Genomic DNA, 18,058 nt, shown 5'->3' with positions numbered 1-18,058 from the left:
TGCTCAGTCACCTAGGAGTGAAATGCGAAAGACTCTTGCCGCCGCGGCGGTCCTCGCCGCGTCCGCGCTGAACCTGGCGCTCCTGTCCGCGCCCGCTTCGGCCGGCACCTGCGACACTTCGGGATGCGGCGGCGAGGTGAGCAACAACACCGACTACTCCATCTCGATCTCGAACTGTTGGGCCGACAGCTACGGCACGTACGAGAACGGGGACAACCTCCCCTGCCACGGCAACCCGGTCCGGGTGGCCAACGTGGCCAACGCCCGGATCTGGCTGGATCCGCACGGATGGTCGGGCACGAGCAAGTACTCGAAGTTCTACGACACCGACGCTGTGAAGTTCCCCGCGAACTGTGTCACCAAGTGGCACTGGTTCGCCGGCGACACCCAGACGACGGACCGCAACGGCAAGGCCAGCATGTGGATGAAGATCAACAGCATTCAGCACATCTACATCACCTCCCTCTCCTGCTGACGGTCCACCACATCCCGAACCACCGCACCGGCCAAAGGCGTTGACGGGCGGCGAGCCGGACGGCGCCTGAACCGCGCCTTGCTCACTCCGGCCGAAGCGGGCGAGCATGCGGGGATGAGACCCGAAGTCCAGCGTTTCGTCGCAGAGGGACCCCTTCCTGGCTGGGACGGCAGCGAAGCGGAGATCGACAGGCGGTACAGGCAACTGAAGGAGATCGCCCGGCCCGTCACGGCCGAGGAGGCGGCGGCGTTGACAGCCTGCTTCGGACCGGACGACTGCTACGGCGTCGCCTGGACCCTTGTCCACCTCGTCGAGACGGGCCCCGGACCCGCACCAGCGGTGTCCGGACCCGGTCCGGACACCGCGGACAACGACTGGCGGCACACCCTCTGGGCACGGTGGGGCAAGGGCGACCAGCCGACCTGACGCCTCGAGCCACCGAGCCCGCGGCAGGCGTGCGGCACCACCGTGATCGAACGAAGGGCCGGCTCAGAGGCTCAAGCCGCTGAGCCGGCCCTTGGCCGTGCGGTCATGGCGGGATGCGAACGGGAGCGGCGGGTGGCCGGAGCGGTCCTGCCGGTCGGATCGCCACTCCGCTGAGGTTCGGCGCCGACGGTTGTCGGACGGGTCCAGCGGAGGTCCTGGCGCTTTCCCCGAGGTTCCCTGCTCCATCTGGCGCGCGGGTTGCGGCGGAGCCCAGTTCTGGGGGTCCGCCTTCGACTCGACACGTGGTGAGTGGTCGCGACCATGAGATCGCGGATCGGCTCGGAGTGATGATCCGCAAGACCGACGGAGGGGCGGGCACCTGGGACGGCTCGACGCGACTGCAGATCCGTGCGGGTGCCACCGGTCAGGCATGATGCGGTGTGACCTGTGATGTCTGCGACCGTGAGATGCGAGAAATCCCGGTGCGTGAGCCGCGGATGCGATGGGACAAGGCGGTGAAGGAACGCTGGTTCTGTCCCTGGTGCTACGCCTGGACCGAATTCGGATTCGACCCGCGCGAGGTCTCGCGGCCGCAGTACGGATACATACCGTGGGAGTCGGCTGAATCCCACGGGCTCCCATAGGACGGAGCCACCCACGCGTTCGACGTGGCGTACGCGTACTCCGTAGACGGCACCGGTGCGACGCTGTGCGGCCTGACCCGTCAGGGGCTCACCGCGTCACCGTACTCGTGGGTATCCGAAGGGGCGCGCGCCTGCGCCGCGTGCAGGGAGGCCGCCGCGGTCATCGACGCGCGCTGGCCCCTGGAAATGAGGAACGGCAACCGAGACTCGCCTGCCCCACCTCCGGGTTCCGACTGGCCGCCCTTCTAGGAGCGGTGCATCCGGCAACGTGTGGCTTTGACCGTGAAAACCATTGGTGCCCGGCTTGCTCCGCTGATGGACTGACGTCCTGCCGTGAGTCTGCCGCGTGACGGAGGTAGAGGTTGTGACAGGCTATGACGTGCTTGCCGAGGTGTACGAATGGCTCATCTCGGATGCGAAGTTGCCTCCAGCCGAGTTCGCTGCGTCGTTCGACGACGTCCTCAATCTCCTGCCGTCGAACGCTCACGTCCTCGACTGTTCGTGCGGAACCGGACAGTTGGCGGTTGGCCTCGCCGGTCGTGGCATGCAGGTTGTCGCAACTGACGCCAGCGAGGCGATGGTTCGTCGGACTGCAGAGTTGTCTGAGGAGTTCGGGGCATCCGTCCGGGCCGTACGGGCGAACTGGGAAGAGCTGCCCGACCATTTCCAGGACAACACGTTCGACATGGTGTTCTGCGTTGGCAACTCGCTTCACCATGCCGCGGGCGCGACAGGCAGGGGTGCTGCTCTGGAGTCGATGTCACGGCTTCTGCGCCCCGGCGGGCGCTTGGTACTCACATCCCGCACTTGGGAACTCGTGAGGGCGAGAGGTTCCCGGCTGGAGATCAGTGACCGACTCGTCCGCCGGAACGGTCGCGATGCCGTCGTGGTCTACCGCTGGGAGATCGCGCCGCATTGGGAGGAGGAGCACCACATCGAGATTGCGATCGCGCAAGTTGATGCGACCGGGTTGGTTCTTGTCCGCTCGGAACTGCTGTCCTGCTGGCCCTACCGGTACGAGGAACTCGAAGTCGAGCTGCACCGGGTCGGACTCCAGACGGAACTGAGCACGTTCGATCTTGAGGCCGAGAACTACATGGTGGTCGCGAGCAAGGTGTAAACACCGGACTCTCAGTCCCTGGCCGGACCACGCGGTTGCTCGCAGGACGCTTGCGCCCTCTCATCGGTGCGGGTTCACGTGGTCAACGCGACGCCTCGGACGAGGAGTGCTCGTCGATCAGACGGCGGTGGATCCGGGGTGCCGGTGTGACGCTGTTTCCTGGTCGCGTCCAGACCAAGGCAGGCGCCGCCGTTTCGGGTCCGTCCGTCAGCTCGAGTCGGGTCGTTGGCAGGCGCGTTTCCGTGATCCCGTCACGGGGCAGCTCCGCACGGCGAAGGAGACGTACCCCACCAAGACCGACGCGGAAGCCGCGCTGACTCACATGGAGGCGGACATCACCCGTGGTCAGTGGTCCGATCCCGACGCGGGCAAGGTCCAGTTCGGCGAGTACGCCACGGGGTGGCTCAATGATCGGAAGCTCGCCGCACGTTCGCGGGAGCGGCACGAGTCGGTGATCCGGCTGCACCTGCTGCCCACCTTCGGTGAGCGTCCGCTGGCCTCGATCACCACGGCGCAGGTGCGGGCCTGGCGTACGGCGTGCCTCGCGCGGACCGGTGAGCCGACCGTGGTCAAGGCGTACCAGATCATGCGGGCGATCCTGAACACGGCCGTCGATGACGAACTGATCCGCCGCAACCCGTGCCGGATCAAGGGCGCCGACCGCTACGACGTACCCGAGCGTCCCGTCCTCACCGTGGCGGAGGTGTACGCCGTGGCCGACTCGATAGCCCCGCGGTATCGGCTGCTCGTCCTCCTGGCCGCGTCCACCGGACTGCGCTTCGGGGAGCTGGCCTCGCTCCGCCGGCGCGACGTCGACACCGAGAACGCCGCGCTCATGGTCCGCCGCTCGCAAGCAGAGGTGCAGACCGGAGCTCTCTTCGACAAGGCGCCGAAGTCCGACGTCGGGGTCCGACCCGTGGCCCTCCCGACCGAGCTTCTGCCCGATGTGGAAGCGCACCTCGACGGCTTCGCGGGGGCGGGGCGTGACGGTCACGCCTTTCTCGGTCCCCAGGGCGGTCAGCTCCGCCGGAGCAACTTCCGGGACGACTGGATCACGGCGCGGACGAAGGCAGGCGTCACGGCAGACGTGCACTTCCACGATCTCCGGCACACCGGCAACACGCTCGCCGCGTCCGGCGCGAGCCTGCGGGAGCTGATGACCAGGATGGGCCACAGCACCCCGCGCGCGGCACTGATCTATCAACACGTGGTGAGCGGTCGCGACCGCACGATCGCGGATCGGCTCGGCTCGATGATCCACAAGACTCGTGGAGAGACGGAAGCCTAGGGCGTCTCTTTCGGATCATGCCTAGACAGCGTCGTCCTCTGCCCGCACCCAGGCCAGTTGCGCGTCGCTCAGAGGGGGGTCGAATCCTTCTGGGAACATCAGCATGAGTGGTTGCGGCCACACGCTCTCGGGCCCGTGCTCTTGGCAGTCCAGGGCGATGAGATGCGGCCCTTCCCCACAGGACTCGTGCGAGTAGGGGCGGTCATGGGCCTGGCAGAAGTACCCGACCCTTGAGCAGCCGTCCTCATCGCTCGGCTCGTAGAAGCCGGGATCACGCACAATCTTGGTCACCGGCTCTTGCCGATTGAACCGGGGGATGGGCCGGGGGTCACACCACAGCAGTCGGGGAGGGAGCATGCGCTCATCCTGTACCGAGGTTGTCCCCTTCGGATCACCAGGTGGTTGGTCTGGTCATGGCGCTGACCGATGTGCAGTGATCTCGGATTGAGCCGCTGCTTCCAGACCGGACTCCGCGACCCGGTGATCCGGAAGAGACGGCCTAGTCGACCTTGTGGCACGGGTGTGGCGCGGCCGTGATCACAGCAAAGGGCCAGTTGCAGAGGATCAAGCCTCTGAACTGGCCCTTCATCATGTGCCCCCGGCAGGATTCGAACCTGCGACACCCGCTTTAGGAGAGCGGTGCTCTATCCCCTGAGCTACGAAGGCGTGCGGATCGTGTGTGATCCGGTAGCTAGCCTAGCGGATGTGAGGTGGAGGCTGGGAGGGTTCCCCTTTGCGCAGGTGGGGCGGGGCGGCCGAGGGCTGCGGGCCGACGTCCCGAGGGCGAGGGCGAGGGCGAGGGTGATGGCCGGGGCGGGCGCGAGGTAGGGCGTTTGCCGGCATGGGGTGGGGCGGGATGGTGATGAGGGGGCCGGTTCCGGGCTCGGGGCTTGCGGCCGGGGGCTCAGCTCGGTGGGACGCGGCGGAAGCGGCTCGCGACGTGCAGGTCGGCCTCGATGCGGGTCGCCGTCGCGTGGAGTTCGGGGAGTACGTCGCGGACGCACGCCTCGGCCGTGCGGCGACTGCTGTGCGTGGCGACGTTCAACGCCGCCACCACCCGTCCGTCGCGGTCGCGGACCGGCACGGCGATGGACCGCAACCCCTGTTCCAACTCCTCCTCGACCATGGAGTATCCGGACTTCCGCACCCGGTCCAGTTCGGCCCTGAACCGCTCCGGATCCGTGACGGTCAGCGGAGTCAGCGGGCTCAGCCGCTCGGGCAGTGCGGCGGAAAGATCTCCGCGCGGCCCACTGGAGAGGTCCCCGGGAGGACCGCTGGGGAGATTCCCGCGCGGCCCGCCGGAAGGGTTCCCCGGCGGTTCGGGGGCGAGGCCCTCCGTGGCGCGGCTCTCCGGCAGGTCGGCCAGTAGGACGCGGCCCAGTGAGGTGGCGTACGCGGGCAGTCGGGTGCCGACGGTGACGTTCACGCTCATGACACGGCGGATCGAGACCCGACCGGTGTACTGGATCTCGTCGCCGGTCAGTACCGCGAGCGATACCGAGTCGTGCAGCCGCTGGGAGAGTTCGGCCATGTACGGGGCCGCGATCTCGGGGAGCGAGGTCCGCGCGAGCGGTGGGAAGCCGAGGCCTAGGACACGCGGGGTGAGCCGGAAGGCGCCGTCGTGCGTGGTGACGTATCCGAGGTGGTCCAGTGTGATCAAGGCGCTATGAGCGGCCGCGCGGGCGAGTCCGGCCGCCCGGGCGGCCGCGGTGGGGGTCAGTTCGGAGCGGCCCTCGCCGAAAGCGGTGATCACGGTCAGTCCGCGGGCCAGCGACTCGATGAACTCCCGTCCCGGTGCCTGCTCGGAGGCGCCGGTCCGGCCGGCGAGCCCGAGGCCGTCCTGCGCGGCCCGGCCGGTGTCGACCCGTTCGGACGCCTCCTGCTCCGGTGCCTCCTGTTCGGGCGCCGTCCGCTCCGGTGCCCGCCTCTCCTCCAGGGACAGCACCCGTTCCATCTCGGCCACAGCCGTCCGTAGCCGTGGCAGCAGGGTGTCCCGCAGGTCGGTGGCGCTGTGCCGGCTCGTGTGGCTCACCACGCTCACCACGCAGGTGATCCGGCCGGCCTCCCGTACGGGCATCGACACGGCGACCAGTCCCGGCTCGATCAGCTGGTCGTCCAACGCCCAGCCCGCCTCGCCCGCTTCGGCCGCTCGTTGCTCGAAGTCGTCTCCGACGGTGGGGAGTTGTCCGGCCGGGAGGGTGGCGTCCGCCGTTCCTCCCTCGTACGGCCTGCTCCTGGCCGGTACGGGAAAGCCGCGGTCCTCCGGGTCGGCGGCGCGGCGCTCCCGCCAGTGCGCCCACTCCTCTTCGCTCCAGTCCGAGGCGAACAACGGGCCGGGCGCCGTGCGTTCGGCGGGGAGGAGGTCGCCGATGCGGAAGCTCAGGGACATCGCGCGGCGCCGGGTCGCCTGATGGATGAAGCGGATGCCGTCCCGGTCGCCGACGGCGAGGGACACCGACTCGTCGAGTTCGTCGGCGAGGGCGTCGGCGTACGCGTCCAGGAGGCGGGGGATCCGGAGGGCGGCGAGATAGGCGTTGCCGAGTTCCATCAGGCGCGGGGCGAGCAGGGCGTCGCTGCCGTCGAGGCGTACGTATCCCAGGCGCGCGAGGGTCGCGGTGATCCGGTCCAGGGTGGACCTCGTGAGCCCGGTGGCCCGTTCCAGCCCGCTCAGACTGGACACCCCGTCCGCCTCGGTCAGCCGCCGCAGGACGGCGATCCCGCGGATGAGCGGCTCGGCGTCCGATGGCGTGACGTGCGATGCCGTGATGTCCGATGGCGTGATGTCCGGTGCCATGGGCCCTCCGTCGATTGTCCGCCGGGTCGTCCCGTGTCCTGTCGAGTCGTCCCAAGTCCGCCGGAGCGTCCTATGTCCGCAGGGGCGTCCCATCGGTTCGCCCGGGCGGTCAGCGGCGCGTCACGTAGACCCGGTACTTCCCCGCGGCAGCCGCCGCGACATGGACGGTGAGCCTCGCCTTCGAGTCCTTGAAGGTCTCGCCGGGGGCGAAGGGCGCGTCGGAGAGCTCGGCGTGGACGTTGGGGGAACGGGTGCAGCCGCCGCTGTCGCGGTGGGAGTCGGACACCGTGACGGGCCCGTTCCCGGTGTCCACGTCCGCGTCGACCTTGTAGACGAGGATGCCCGGGTGACAGACCGCGGAGTCGTTGCCCCCCTGGGTGCGCAGTTCGAGGACGTATCCGCTCTCGGCGCTGGTGGGTACGACGACGAGCTTGGGTCCGCCGGGCAGGGCCATCGGGGTCAGCGTGTACTCGGTGGTGCCGGACGCCGCCGCGCAGCTGACCTGGGAGGAGTCGAGCCAGCCGAGCTTCCACTTGTGCCAGCCCAGGAGGTCGTTGTCGACCCCCCAGTCCTCGCTCATGATGTCCCAGTGCCCGACCGCGCCGCCGCCCTCCTGGGTGTAGAGGTCGGGGAGTCCGAAGGTGTGGCCGTTCTCGTGCGGCAGGACGCGGTAGCCGGTGTCGGAGTACGAGCCCGAGCCGTCGTCCTGGCGGCTGTAGACGAAGGACGCGTTGGCGACCGGAACGCCGTCGGCGACCGGTGCCTCGGTGTTGCCCGCGAAGGTCACCGACAGCACGGTGTCCAGAGCGGAGGGCCCCGCGTTGGGTGTGACCAGCACGTTCAGGATGTCGTAGGAGCGGAAGTCGACCTCGGGATCGGCGGCGGCCACGATGTCCTGGACCAGTTCGCGGTACCCGGGATCGAAGGGCGCGCCGCGTTCTATGCCGTACTCCTTGAAGGGTTTGGGCATGCGCAGCCAGTGCCGGACGGGGGCGTCGGGGCGGTAGTCGAGGCGACCGTACGAAGCGGTGCGGAACCATTCCTGCGTCTTCGGGAAGAACTCGTCGTACCGGTCGCGGGCGCTGCCCTTGCCGGGCGCGTCGGGGAAGTCGATCATCAGGGTCAGGGCGCGGACGGTACCGGTGGAGCGAGCGTAACCGGGCGTCGTGGGGATGCCTTCCCCCATCTGGATGTCCGACGGACCGTTGATCATGCAAGGTCCGAGCGCGGTGGAACGGGCCAGTGCGGTGGAGCCGGCCGTGCTGGAGCCCGCCGTCAGGTGTCCGGTGCCGGCGGAGGTGCTGACCGCCAGGGTCAGCACGGTCACCGTGGCGAGCGCGGCCAGACGGCGCGGGCGTATCCGGCGGCTGGACGGCTGCATGCGGGGGCCCTTCGCTCCACGGCAGCCGCCGGTCTCCGACTGCACCTTCTCGATCACCCTCAGTCGCCGAGGTGCCGGGCGCGCGCTGGATGGGACCGATCGGGTTCATCTCCGGCGCGACCCGGGACGGCTTCCGTCCGGGAGGGCACAGCGGGGTTCCGGGGTGCCGAAAGACAAGAAGGGAGGCCGCCGGAGGACCGGGTGGAAGACCAGGTGGAAGACCAGGTGGGCGGACCGAGGGGCGGACCGAGGGGCGGGTCGATCGGGAGGTCGTGCGGAGGGCTGCGGACCGGACCGCCGCCGGGGGCCCTGAGGGCAGTGACGCAGGTCACATATTTCTCTGCCCGGACGGGAATTACCGGGGATCGTTTCCCCGTTTAGTCATACGTCCGAGCGAAACGGGGAGGGAATCCCCGGATCGCACACAAGTTCCAAGACGCTTCGAGGAGTACGCCGTGGAGACCGCAGCCCCCGTGCAGCGCCGAGTGGCCAGGCCGCGCGCCGATGCCCTGCGCAACCGGGAGCGGATCGTCGCCGCCGCCCGCGAGATGTTCGTCGAGTTCGGCGCCGAGGTGCCGTTCGACGAGATCGCCCGCCGGGCAGGCGTCGGCAACGCCACGCTGTACCGCAACTTCCCCGACCGCGACGCCCTCGCCCGTGAGGTCGTCTGCTCGGTCATGGACCGCACCTCGGAGTGGGTCGAGGGGGCGCTCGTCGAGGACGGCGACGCCTTCGAGGCGCTGAGCGGTTTCGTGCACTTCGCCGCCGACGAGCGGATCGGCGCCCTGTGCCCGATGCTCTCCGAGAACTTCGACCAGAGCCATCCCGACCTGGTCGCCGCACGCGACCGGATCACCGATCTGATCCTGCGGCTGATGGCCCGCGCCCGCGAGGCCGGACAGCTGCGCCCCGACATCGAGCTGGGCGACCTGATGATCGCCGTCAGCCAGCTCACCAGGCCGTTGCCGGGCACCGCGTGCCAGGGCATCGACCGCTTCGTGCACCGTCATCTGCAGCTGCTCCTGGACGGCATGCGGGCTCCGGCCCGCTCCGTGCTGCCCGGGGCGGCCGCCACCATGGAGGAACTGCGACGAGCGTGACCGATGCCCTCGGCGTCGTGGCCGCACAGCCCGACCCTTGGCCCGAACCCGTGGCTCGAACTCGTAACCCATCACCTAGCGCCTCGAACTCGTAACCCAGCCCAACAGCGCGCTGGACGCACTCGCCACCGGGCGGGTCGTACCGAGCCGCGTCCCGGCCGTCACCGTCGACGAGCCGTGCCTTTTCACTGATTTTTTCGCTACGAAGTCCCGGAGTGGGTACCCCCATGTCTGAAACAGCAACGTCCAAAGCGGTTCCGGCCGTTCCGGATCCAGCGTCCGACGCGCACAGCAACCGCTGGAAAGCCCTCGTCTTCATCGCGCTCGCCCAGCTCATGGTGGTCCTCGACGCCACGATCGTGAACATCGCGCTGCCCTCCGCCCAGCAGGACCTGGGCATCTCCGACGGCAACCGGCAGTGGGTCGTCACGGCCTACGCCCTCGCCTTCGGCGGTCTGCTCCTCTTCGGCGGCCGGATCGCCGACCTGTGGGGCCGCAAGCGCGCCTTCGTCGTGGGTCTCGTCGGCTTCGCGCTGGCCTCCGCGCTCGGTGGCGCGGCGCAGAGCGGCGCGATGATGTTCGGTGCCCGCGCGCTTCAGGGCGTGTTCGGCGCGCTGCTGGCGCCCGCCGCGCTCTCGCTGCTCGCGGTGATGTTCACCGATGCCAAGGAGCGTGCGAAGGCCTTCGGCATCTACGGTGCGATCGCCGGTGGCGGTGGCGCCGTCGGCTTCATCCTCGGCGGCGTCCTCACCGAGTACCTGAACTGGCGCTGGACCTTCTTCGTCAACATCCCGTTCGCGATCGTCGCGGCCGCGGGCGCGTACTTCGTCATCCGTGAGCCGAAGGGCGGCCGCAACCGTTCGCCGCTCGACATCCCGGGCGTCGTCCTGTCCACCCTGGGTCTGGTCTCCCTCGTCTACGGCTTCACCCGCGCCGAGTCCGACGGCTGGAGCGACTCCACGACCATCGGCCTGTTCGTGGCCTCCGCGCTGCTGCTGGCCGCGTTCGTCCTCACCGAGTCCAAGGTCAAGGCCCCGCTGCTGCCGCTGCGTGTCATCACCGAGCGCAACCGCGGTGGCGTCTACCTCTCCCTCGGTCTCGCGATCATCGCGATGTTCGGCACCTTCCTCTTCCTGACCTACTACCTCCAGATCGTGAAGGGCTACTCGCCCATCTCGACCGGCTTCGCGTTCCTGCCGATGGTCGTGGGCATGATCACGGGCTCCACGCAGATCGGGGCCCGGCTGATGACCAGGGTCGCGCCGCGGCTGCTGATGGGCCCCGGCTTCCTGGTCGCCGCGCTCGGCATGCTGCTCCTGGCGCAGCTGGAGATCGGCTCGTCGTACGTCACGCTGGTGCTGCCGGCGATGGTGCTGCTCGGTCTCGGCATGGGTACGGCCTTCATGCCGGCCATGTCCCTGGCCACGTACGGCATCGAGCCGCGTGACGCCGGTGTCGCCTCCGCGATGGTCAACACCTCGCAGCAGGTCGGCGGCGCGATCGGCACGGCCCTGCTGAACACGATCGCCGCCTCCGCGACGACCGCGTACATCAAGGACCACATGGCGGGCGCCGGTACCAAGGCGCAGCAGCAGCTCGTGCAGGCGGAGGGCATGGTGCACGGCTACAGCAACGCGATCTGGTTCGCCGTCGGCATGCTCGTGGTCGCCGCCGGCATCGCCTTCGTCCTCATCAACGCCGGCCGTCCGGACGTGAACGTGGTCTCCGGTTCCGGTGCGGGCGAGGGTGCGGAGGACGAGCTGAAGGTGCCCGTCGTCGCGCACTGACGGCCCCGCTCGCTTCGGGTGCTTCGCGTACGGACACGGGGTGGGCGGTGGGCCCGCCCGCCCGGTCCGTGCGACTCCGGGAACCGCCCCGGCTTCCACCACAGGGAGCCGGGGCGGTCCCATGCCCGACTCCGCCCCGCCGACGATGAACGCCCGGCTCCCCCTCCCGCACACAGACACCCGGTCCCCGCGGCGGGCGAACGCCCGGCCACCGAGCCCTCGGTTACCGCAGCCAGGGCAGGTCCGCGCCCGCGTCCTTCGGCTGGAGCCCCTCGGCGATGATCCGCATGGCCTCGCCGAGAGCCTTCTGCTGGTCCGGCCCCAGGCGGTCGAACAGGGCCTGGCGTACGGCGGCCACATGGCCCGGAGCGGTGCGCCGCAGGACTTCGTAGCCGTCGTCCGTCAGTACCGCGAACTGCCCGCGCTTGTCGGAGGGGCAGTTCTCGCGGCGGACCCAGCCGCTCTTCTCCAGACGCGCGATCGCGTGCGAGAGCCGGGACCGGGTGATCTTCGCGTTCATGGCCAGTTCCGTCATCCGGAGCCTGCGCCGCGGAGCCTCGGCCAGTTGCACGAGCAGGCTGTAGTAGACGTGCGGCATGCCCGCGTCGCGCTGGAGCTGGCGGTCCAGGTGGTCGTCCAGAAGGGTGGTGGCGTGCATGTACGCGCGCCAGGTGCGCTGTTCCTCTTCGGTGAGCCAGCGCGGCTCTTCAGCGGGAGCGGGTGCCGTGTTCATGTACTCCACTGTACGAGCCTCTTCTTGAAACTTAAACAAACACGGCGTAGTCTCTGAAATGAGCTTGAGACTTAAAGCAACTGAGGGACCGCTTCGAGGATCGGGCGCCGCGCCGTAGGTTCGAACCTGATGGAGGGAGCAGCCATGACAGCCGCCACCGAGGAGCGCTCGGCTCCGGAGCGCATGCCCGCCCTCTATCTCAGCCACGGTGCCCCGCCGCTCGCCGACGACCCGGTCTGGCCCGGCCAGCTCGCCGCCTGGTCCGCCGGCCTGCCCCGCCCCAAGGCGATCCTCATGATCTCCGCCCACTGGGAGGAGGCCCCACTGGCGCTCGGCGCGACCGAGACGGTTCCGCTCGTGTACGACTTCTGGGGCTTCCCCGAGCGCTACTACCAGGTGACGTACGCGGCGCCCGGCGCCCCGCGACTCGCCGAGTCCGTACGGAAGCTGCTGCGGGCGCCCGGTGCGCCGGTCCAGGACATCCCGGACCGCGGACTCGACCACGGCGGGTACGTCCCGCTGGTGGAGATGTTCCCCGAGGCCGACATCCCCGTGCTGCAGATCTCCATGCCGACGCTGGACCCGGTCCGGCTGTTCGAGATCGGCCGGAAGCTGGCGCCCCTGCGCGACGAGGGTGTGCTGATCGTCGGCTCCGGCTTCTTCACCCACAATCTCGCGGCCCTGCGGCACACGGAAGGTGGAGTCCCCACCTGGTCGAGCGAGTTCGACGACTGGGGGCACCGGGCTCTGGAGGCCGGCGACGTGGACGCGCTGCTCGACTTCGAGCGCAAGTCGCCTGCGGGCCGTCTCGCCCACCCGCGGACCGAGCACTTCGCCCCGCTCTTCGTGACCATGGGCGCGGCCGACGCCGTCGGAGAACTGGACGGGCAGCGGTCCGTGATCGACGGATTCTGGCTGGGGATGGCGAAGCGGTCGGTCCAGTTCGGCTGAACGGCCCGCGCTCCGGGCCGAGGTGTTCCCGCCCCGGTGCTGCCGGCGTCCCCGGTGCCGGTGCTCCCGGCGTTCCCGTTCCCGGTGTTCTCGGTTCCGGCGCTCCCGGTCCGGGAGAGCGGGACCCGGGCACGGGACCCGGCCGGTGCCCGCGACCAGGCAGGCCCGCAGACCCGCACACTTGCAGGTCGACCAGGTCCGGAACGCGCCTGGTCGATCCGGCCGCCTCGCCTCAGCGGGTGAGTTCCTTCTCGTACCAGGCGACGTCCCAATAGCGGCCGAACTTGCGGCCGACCTCCCGGTAGGTGCCGACGTGGTGGAACCCGAAGCGTTCGTGCAGCCGCACGGACGCTTCGTTGGGCGGCACGATGCCCGCGTAGGCCCGGTGCAGGTCCTCCGTGGCGAGCGCCGCGAAGAGGGCCTCGTAGAGACGGGTGCCGACCCCGCGGCGCGCCGCGTCCGGAGCGACGTAGACGGTGACCTCGACGGAGGTCGCGTAGGCGGGCTTCACACGAAAGGCGCTGGAGGTGGCGTACCCGAGAATCGCCTGTGAGTCCGCGTCCGTGGCAACCATCAGGCGGTGCTGTCCGTCTTCAGGGTGGGAGAGCAGCCACGAGTGACGCTCCTCAGGTGTGAAGACAGCGACGTCGAACGTGACGGGCGTCTCTCGGACGTAGTGGTTGTAGATGTCCGTGAGGGCGTCGAGGTCGGCCGGAACCCCGGGCCTGACCTGCACATCTGTATGTTCTGACGGCATCTGCCCTCCCTTGTGGCCCGACAGGGTACTGCATGATCAGGAAAATCAAGGTGCGGGTTGGGAATTCTGTCCTGATTCCAGTCGTTGTTTCCATCAGATGCCGGGCACCCGGGAGGGTGAACCCGATATCAGGATCACCCGCAGGCCCACCATCGCAAGGAGCACGCATGGCAACCCGTGCCGTCGCCCGTCGTAAGTCCGCCACCGGCGAGACCGCCGACGCGGCACGCAGTGTTCGCGTCGTAGGCGGCGAGATCGCCGACCGCGACCTGGTCGGCATGTACCTCGACGAGATCGCGCGTACACCGCTGCTCGACGCCGCCAAGGAGGTCGAGCTGTCCCAGGTCATCGAGGCCGGTGTGTTCGCGAGGCAGATCCTCGACGGCGAGGCGCAGGCCGAGGCGGAAGCGTCCCGTGAGGAGTTGGAGGCGCTGGTCGCCGACAGCGAGCGCGCGAAGGACATATTCATCCGCTCGAACCTCCGTCTGGTCGTGGCCGTGGCGCGCCGTTACCCGCGCAGCGGCCTCCCCCTGCTCGACCTGATCCAGGAGGGGAACGCCGGTCTGGTCCGCGCGGTCGAGAAGTTCGACTACCGCAAGGGCTTCAAGTTCTCGACGTACGCCACCTGGTGGATCCGACAGGCCATCACCCGTTCCATCGCCGACCAGTCACGCACGATCCGCCTCCCCGTCCACCTGGTCGAGGAACTGGGCAGGATCCGCCGCGTGCAGCGCGAGTTCAACCGCGAGAAGGGCCGCGAGCCCGAGCACGCGGAGATCGCCGCCGAGCTCGGTTCGACGCCGGAGCGTGTGGGTGACGTCCTGGACTGGGCCCGCGACCCGGTCTCGCTGAACATGCCGGTCGACGACGAGGGCGAGACCCAGTTCGGTGACCTGCTGGAGGACACCTCGGCCGTGTCGCCCGAGCAGTCCGTCCTCACGCTGCTGCGCAGCGAGGAGCTGGACGGCCTGATCGGCCACCTCGACCAGCGCACCGCCTCCATCATCAAGATGCGGTACGGCATCGACGACGGCCGGGAGCGGACGCTCACCGAGGTCGGCAAGGAGCACGGGCTCACGCGCGAGCGCATCCGTCAGATCGAGAAGCACGCCCTGCTCGAGCTGAAGAAGCTGGCACGCGACACCGGATTCGACGCGGCGGCGTAGCGGGAGGAGCGCGCCGGGCAGGGCCGGTCAGGCCGGAGGGGCCGCGTCGCGGAGGTCGCGTACGGGGGCGGGCGAGCGACCCGGGTGGGCCGTTCGGGTTCGCTCGCGACGGGGCGTCAGGCCCGGCTTGCCCGGTTCGCACACGGGCACGCCCGCCACGTTGGCCACAAGTCGACCAGACATGGCCATCTCTGGCCGCTTCAACAGGGTGGGCTCCGGGAACAAGACTTCCGGGCCCCCGCTCAAGGGTCCGAACAGGCGGATGTACGGCCGCCCCACGAACCGAGTCCCGACGCACACCCCCCCGCGCCGGGACTCTCCCAGAGCCGAGCTTCGGCGCCTCCCCCCCCTGGCGCCGAAGCTCGGCTCCACTTATGTGCCGGGGGCGGGTCCCGGGTTCGACCGGGCGTCGGGGCCACGGGCTCGGCCGGAGGCCGGGCCGCGGGTTCGCGTCTGCGACGCCGTGCGGGGTTTCCGGGCAGGACGACGGGCCACCCCGAACCTGAACCCCGGGGTGACCCGGACGGCAGATTCTGCCACAGCGACATCACCTGCCGTACGCGACCGCTCCCGGGGCGTCACCGACCTGCGGTGTTCTGCCGACCGGTCCGTGTCATCGGTCGGCCGGGCCACCTCCGGCCCGGGTCAGCCGGGCACCCAGGGCCCGCATGTACTCGACCAGTTCCGCCGGCTTCTGCACGGTGAACTCGCAGTCGACCATCGCTATCCGCACCGCCAGCCATTCCACCGAGTCACTGGCGGAGGCACGCAGGCGGCAACGGTGTTCGTCGATCGGCTCGGGCACGCCGATCCAGACGGGCACGCGCGCCGCGACGAACTCGGCGGGTGCGGCGAAGGTGACCTCGAACGCGTACGTCTCCTGACGGCGGTACATCGACTGCCGGAGGAATTCGGCGGCGTTCCCGGTCGGCAGTTCGCGGGCGGTGAACCGGGCCCCGGTCGCGACGGGCTCGGTCACCCGGTCGACGCGGAACGTCCGCCAGTCCTCGCGGTCGAGGTCGTAGGCCACGAGGTACCAGCGGCGGCCCGTGGAGACGAGCCGGTACGGCTCGGTCAGCCGCCGCGACGGCGTACCGTCCCCCGAGAGGTACGCGAACCGCAGCCGTTCCCGCCCCGCGATGCTCGAGGCCATGACGGTCAGCGTCTCGGGTGCGATGCTCGCCCCGTCGCCGCTGGTCAGGGGAGTGGTCGCGGCCTGGAGCGTGGACACGCGGTGCCGCAGCCGGGACGGCAGCACCTGCTCCAGTTTGGCGAGGGCCCGTACGGAGGCCTCGTCCACGCCCGCGACCGCGTGCCCGGCGCCGGCCCGCAGGCCGACCGCGATCGCCACGGCCTCCTCGTCGTCGAGCACGAGCGGCGGCATGGCCTTGCCCGCGACGAGTCGGTAGCCGCCGTCCGCCCCCTTGGTCGCCTGCACCGGATAGCCCAGCTCGCGGAGCCGGTCGATGTCGCGGCGAACCGTCCGGCGGGACACTCCCAGGCGCTCGGAGAGCTCGCCGCCGGGCCATTCGCGTGGCGTCTGGAGGAGGGAGAGGAGCTGCAGGAGCCTCGCCGGTGTGTCGGTCGTCATGTTCTCCAGCCTGCCGCAGAACTAGGACACGATCTGACCTAATCAGGCCGTAGCTTTGCTGCATGACCTCCCCCGAGACCCCTGAGACAGCTCTCAGCAGCCCGGCACCCGCTGCCGCGGCAGACCGACGGCGCTGGTTCGCCCTCGCCATCGTGATGACCGCCGCCTTCATGGACCTGGTCGACGTCACGATCGTCAACATCGCGATCCCGTCGATCCGTGAGGACACGGGCGCCTCGTTCGGCCAGATCCAGTGGATCACCGCGGGCTACGCGCTGGCCTTCGCCGCGGGACTCATCACCGGTGGACGGCTCGGCGACATCTACGGCCGCAAGCGCCTCTTCCTCCTCGGCATAACCGGATTCACGATCGCGTCCGCCCTGTGCGGCTTCGCGGCGAACCCGGAGATGCTCGTCGCCTCACGCATTCTGCAGGGCGCGATGGCCGCGATGATGGTGCCGCAGGTGCTCTCGATCGTGCACGCCACCTTCCCGGCGCACGAGCGGGGCAAGGTCTTCGGTCTCTTCGGCGCGATCGTCGGTCTGGGCGCGGTCTCGGGTCCGCTCCTCGGTTCGCTGCTCATCGAGTGGGACATCTTCGGTCTGGAATGGCGGCCGATCTTCCTCATCAACCTGCCGGTCGGTGTCCTGGCGCTGATCCTCGGCCGCCGTTTCATCAGCGAGTCCAAGGCCCCGCGCGCCCTCAAGCTCGACCTGGTCGGCGTCGCCCTCGTCACCCTCGGCCTGCTGATGCTGCTCTACCCGCTGATCCGCGGCCGCGAACTGGACTGGCCGCTGTGGGGGTACGCGTCGATGGCCGGCTCCCTGGTCGTCTTCGCGGTGCTCGTGGCGTACGAGAAGCGGAAGACGGCCCGGGACGGGTCTCCGCTGATCGAGCTGTCGCTGTTCAAGGTCAAGAGCTTCGCGGCGGGCATCGCCGTGCAGACCGTCTTCGGTATCGCGCTCGGCATCTTCTTCCTGGTCTGGACGCTCTACATGCAGATCGGACTGGGCTGGACCGCTCTCCATGCGGGACTGACCGGGGTGCCCTTCTCCATCGCGGTCTCGGCCGCGGCCGGGATGTCCGTGCAGCTGCTGGTCCCGCGCTTCGGGCGCAAGGTGCTCCAGGCGGGCGCCCTGATCATGGGACTCGGCGTCCTGCTCTACATCTGGGAGTCCGACCGGTACGGCATGGACATCGCCTCCTGGCAGATGGCCCTCCCGCTGGTGGTCATGGGCGCGGGCATGGGCTTCATCGTCGCCCCGCTGACGGACGCGGTCCTCTCGGAGGTACCGCGCGAGCACTCGGGCTCGGCCTCGGGCCTGATCAACACCGTTCAGCAGATGGGCAACGCGCTCGGCCTCGGTCTGGTCTCGGTCGTCTTCTTCGGTGAGATCGACGACCACCTGACCCGCTTCCAGGTCGGCCCGGCCTTCGCGAACGCCTTCCAGCACGCGCTGGGCTGGGTCGCCGCGGTGCTGTTCGTCATCTTCCTGCTGATGTTCGCGCTGCCGAAGCGGCCGGCCCAGCACGTGGAGGGGGCGGAGGACGAGACGGCGCCCCAGGACCTGAAGCCGGAACTCGTCGGCTGAGTCCGTTCCGGACCCGCGACCGCCCGCGCGGCGCGGAAGCACGAGCCCGAAGGGCCCGGCACCTCAGGTGCCGGGCCCTTCGGGCTCGGCGGGGGCTGCGGACGGGGACCGGGGAGAGGGAGCCGCGCGGGGCCACGGGCGAGGCGGGCCACGGCCTGGAGCGCTACGGACCCGGGTGTCACGGCTCGGCGCGGACGTCACCCGGCCGGGCGACGTCCCACGGACGCGTCGCACGCCCCTGCCGAGGCCGGTC

General features: G+C 69.7%; 15 protein-coding genes and 1 tRNA gene. 10 read left to right on the top strand and 6 right to left on the bottom strand.

The window, feature by feature from the left end:
* The first annotated feature begins 22 nt into the window (after nucleotides 1-22).
* The 5 genes from ACFYW7_RS17805 (at nucleotide 23) to ACFYW7_RS17785 (ending at nucleotide 3,953) form a co-directional block, all read left to right on the top strand.
* A complete protein-coding gene (locus ACFYW7_RS17805; protein ID WP_389503135.1) occupies nucleotides 23-475 on the top strand; it encodes a hypothetical protein in 453 nt (150 codons plus the stop codon).
* Nucleotides 476-589: 114 nt separating this feature from the next.
* Nucleotides 590-901 (top strand): hypothetical protein, encoded by a 312-nt coding sequence (locus tag ACFYW7_RS17800; RefSeq protein WP_389503133.1) that lies wholly within the window; start codon nucleotides 590-592, stop codon nucleotides 899-901.
* A gap of 302 nt (nucleotides 902-1,203) precedes the next feature.
* Entirely contained in the window at nucleotides 1,204-1,335 is a 132-nt protein-coding gene (locus tag ACFYW7_RS17795; RefSeq protein WP_389503131.1) for a hypothetical protein, read from the top strand.
* Nucleotides 1,336-1,909: 574 nt separating this feature from the next.
* The gene (locus ACFYW7_RS17790; protein WP_067023809.1) at nucleotides 1,910-2,665 is read left to right on the top strand and encodes a class I SAM-dependent methyltransferase; all 756 of its coding nucleotides are present in this window, start codon (nucleotides 1,910-1,912) and stop codon (nucleotides 2,663-2,665) included.
* A 322-nt stretch (nucleotides 2,666-2,987) separates the two neighbouring features.
* The gene (locus ACFYW7_RS17785) at nucleotides 2,988-3,953 is read left to right on the top strand and encodes a tyrosine-type recombinase/integrase (protein WP_389503129.1); all 966 of its coding nucleotides are present in this window, start codon (nucleotides 2,988-2,990) and stop codon (nucleotides 3,951-3,953) included.
* Between the two features lie 593 nt (nucleotides 3,954-4,546).
* Here ACFYW7_RS17785 and ACFYW7_RS17780 read toward each other — a convergent pair.
* The 3 genes from ACFYW7_RS17780 to ACFYW7_RS17770 form a co-directional block, all read right to left on the bottom strand.
* Nucleotides 4,547-4,619, bottom strand: a tRNA-Arg gene (locus ACFYW7_RS17780).
* 238 nt (nucleotides 4,620-4,857) lie between these two features.
* On the bottom strand, nucleotides 4,858-6,747 hold the full coding sequence (locus tag ACFYW7_RS17775) for an IclR family transcriptional regulator C-terminal domain-containing protein (protein WP_389503126.1): 1,890 nt from the start codon (nucleotides 6,745-6,747) through the stop codon (nucleotides 4,858-4,860).
* Nucleotides 6,748-6,856: 109 nt separating this feature from the next.
* Nucleotides 6,857-8,128 (bottom strand): M6 family metalloprotease domain-containing protein, encoded by a 1,272-nt coding sequence (locus tag ACFYW7_RS17770; RefSeq protein ID WP_389503123.1) that lies wholly within the window; start codon nucleotides 8,126-8,128, stop codon nucleotides 6,857-6,859.
* Nucleotides 8,129-8,583: 455 nt separating this feature from the next.
* On the opposite strand from ACFYW7_RS17770, the gene ACFYW7_RS17765 reads away from it, so the two are divergent.
* On the top strand, nucleotides 8,584-9,228 hold the full coding sequence (locus ACFYW7_RS17765; protein WP_389503121.1) for a TetR/AcrR family transcriptional regulator: 645 nt from the start codon (nucleotides 8,584-8,586) through the stop codon (nucleotides 9,226-9,228).
* 227 nt (nucleotides 9,229-9,455) lie between these two features.
* Nucleotides 9,456-11,015 (top strand): MFS transporter, encoded by a 1,560-nt coding sequence (locus ACFYW7_RS17760; protein ID WP_389503119.1) that lies wholly within the window; start codon nucleotides 9,456-9,458, stop codon nucleotides 11,013-11,015.
* A 223-nt stretch (nucleotides 11,016-11,238) separates the two neighbouring features.
* Here the strand turns inward: ACFYW7_RS17760 and ACFYW7_RS17755 are convergent, their stop codons facing one another.
* Nucleotides 11,239-11,748, bottom strand: a complete 510-nt coding sequence (locus tag ACFYW7_RS17755; RefSeq protein WP_389503117.1) for a MarR family winged helix-turn-helix transcriptional regulator — start codon at nucleotides 11,746-11,748, stop codon at nucleotides 11,239-11,241.
* Nucleotides 11,749-11,931: 183 nt separating this feature from the next.
* Between ACFYW7_RS17755 and ACFYW7_RS17750 the strand changes: the two genes are divergently transcribed.
* Nucleotides 11,932-12,699: a dioxygenase gene (locus ACFYW7_RS17750; RefSeq protein ID WP_389503723.1), complete on the top strand. Its 768-nt coding sequence runs from the start codon at nucleotides 11,932-11,934 to the stop codon at nucleotides 12,697-12,699.
* Nucleotides 12,700-12,931: 232 nt separating this feature from the next.
* Here ACFYW7_RS17750 and ACFYW7_RS17745 read toward each other — a convergent pair whose 3' ends face one another.
* The gene (locus ACFYW7_RS17745; protein ID WP_389503115.1) at nucleotides 12,932-13,456 is read right to left on the bottom strand and encodes a GNAT family N-acetyltransferase; all 525 of its coding nucleotides are present in this window, start codon (nucleotides 13,454-13,456) and stop codon (nucleotides 12,932-12,934) included.
* 167 nt (nucleotides 13,457-13,623) lie between these two features.
* On the opposite strand from ACFYW7_RS17745, the gene ACFYW7_RS17740 reads away from it, so the two are divergent.
* Nucleotides 13,624-14,622: an RNA polymerase sigma factor RpoD/SigA gene (locus tag ACFYW7_RS17740; RefSeq protein WP_389503113.1), complete on the top strand. Its 999-nt coding sequence runs from the start codon at nucleotides 13,624-13,626 to the stop codon at nucleotides 14,620-14,622.
* A gap of 613 nt (nucleotides 14,623-15,235) precedes the next feature.
* On the opposite strand, the gene ACFYW7_RS17735 is transcribed toward ACFYW7_RS17740, so the two are convergent.
* Complete coding sequence (locus tag ACFYW7_RS17735) at nucleotides 15,236-16,213, bottom strand: helix-turn-helix transcriptional regulator (protein ID WP_389503111.1); 978 nt, start codon at nucleotides 16,211-16,213, stop codon at nucleotides 15,236-15,238.
* 62 nt (nucleotides 16,214-16,275) lie between these two features.
* Between ACFYW7_RS17735 and ACFYW7_RS17730 the strand changes: the two genes are divergently transcribed.
* Complete coding sequence (locus tag ACFYW7_RS17730) at nucleotides 16,276-17,805, top strand: MFS transporter (protein ID WP_389503109.1); 1,530 nt, start codon at nucleotides 16,276-16,278, stop codon at nucleotides 17,803-17,805.
* Nucleotides 17,806-18,058 lie beyond the last annotated feature (253 nt).

It is taken from the genome of Streptomyces sp. NPDC002580 (assembly GCF_042889485.1).
Classification (GTDB): Bacteria; Actinomycetota; Actinomycetes; order Streptomycetales; family Streptomycetaceae; genus Streptomyces.
The sequence above is the reverse complement of the archived record's forward strand: the minus strand, read 5'-3'. Positions and strand labels throughout refer to the sequence as shown.

Coding starts and splice junctions, on each gene's coding strand:
- ACFYW7_RS17800 (WP_389503133.1), top strand. CDS start 590: ATGAGACCCGAAGTCCAGCGTTTCGTCGCAGAGGGACCCCTTCCTGGC.
- ACFYW7_RS17735 (WP_389503111.1), bottom strand. CDS start 16,213: ATGACGACCGACACACCGGCGAGGCTCCTGCAGCTCCTCTCCCTCCTC.
- ACFYW7_RS17770 (WP_389503123.1), bottom strand. CDS start 8,128: ATGCAGCCGTCCAGCCGCCGGATACGCCCGCGCCGTCTGGCCGCGCTC.
- ACFYW7_RS17785 (WP_389503129.1), top strand. CDS start 2,988: ATGGAGGCGGACATCACCCGTGGTCAGTGGTCCGATCCCGACGCGGGC.
- ACFYW7_RS17740 (WP_389503113.1), top strand. CDS start 13,624: ATGGCAACCCGTGCCGTCGCCCGTCGTAAGTCCGCCACCGGCGAGACC.
- ACFYW7_RS17730 (WP_389503109.1), top strand. CDS start 16,276: ATGACCTCCCCCGAGACCCCTGAGACAGCTCTCAGCAGCCCGGCACCC.
- ACFYW7_RS17750 (WP_389503723.1), top strand. CDS start 11,932: ATGCCCGCCCTCTATCTCAGCCACGGTGCCCCGCCGCTCGCCGACGAC.
- ACFYW7_RS17755 (WP_389503117.1), bottom strand. CDS start 11,748: ATGAACACGGCACCCGCTCCCGCTGAAGAGCCGCGCTGGCTCACCGAA.
- ACFYW7_RS17775 (WP_389503126.1), bottom strand. CDS start 6,747: ATGGCACCGGACATCACGCCATCGGACATCACGGCATCGCACGTCACG.
- ACFYW7_RS17760 (WP_389503119.1), top strand. CDS start 9,456: ATGTCTGAAACAGCAACGTCCAAAGCGGTTCCGGCCGTTCCGGATCCA.
- ACFYW7_RS17805 (WP_389503135.1), top strand. CDS start 23: ATGCGAAAGACTCTTGCCGCCGCGGCGGTCCTCGCCGCGTCCGCGCTG.
- ACFYW7_RS17745 (WP_389503115.1), bottom strand. CDS start 13,456: ATGCCGTCAGAACATACAGATGTGCAGGTCAGGCCCGGGGTTCCGGCC.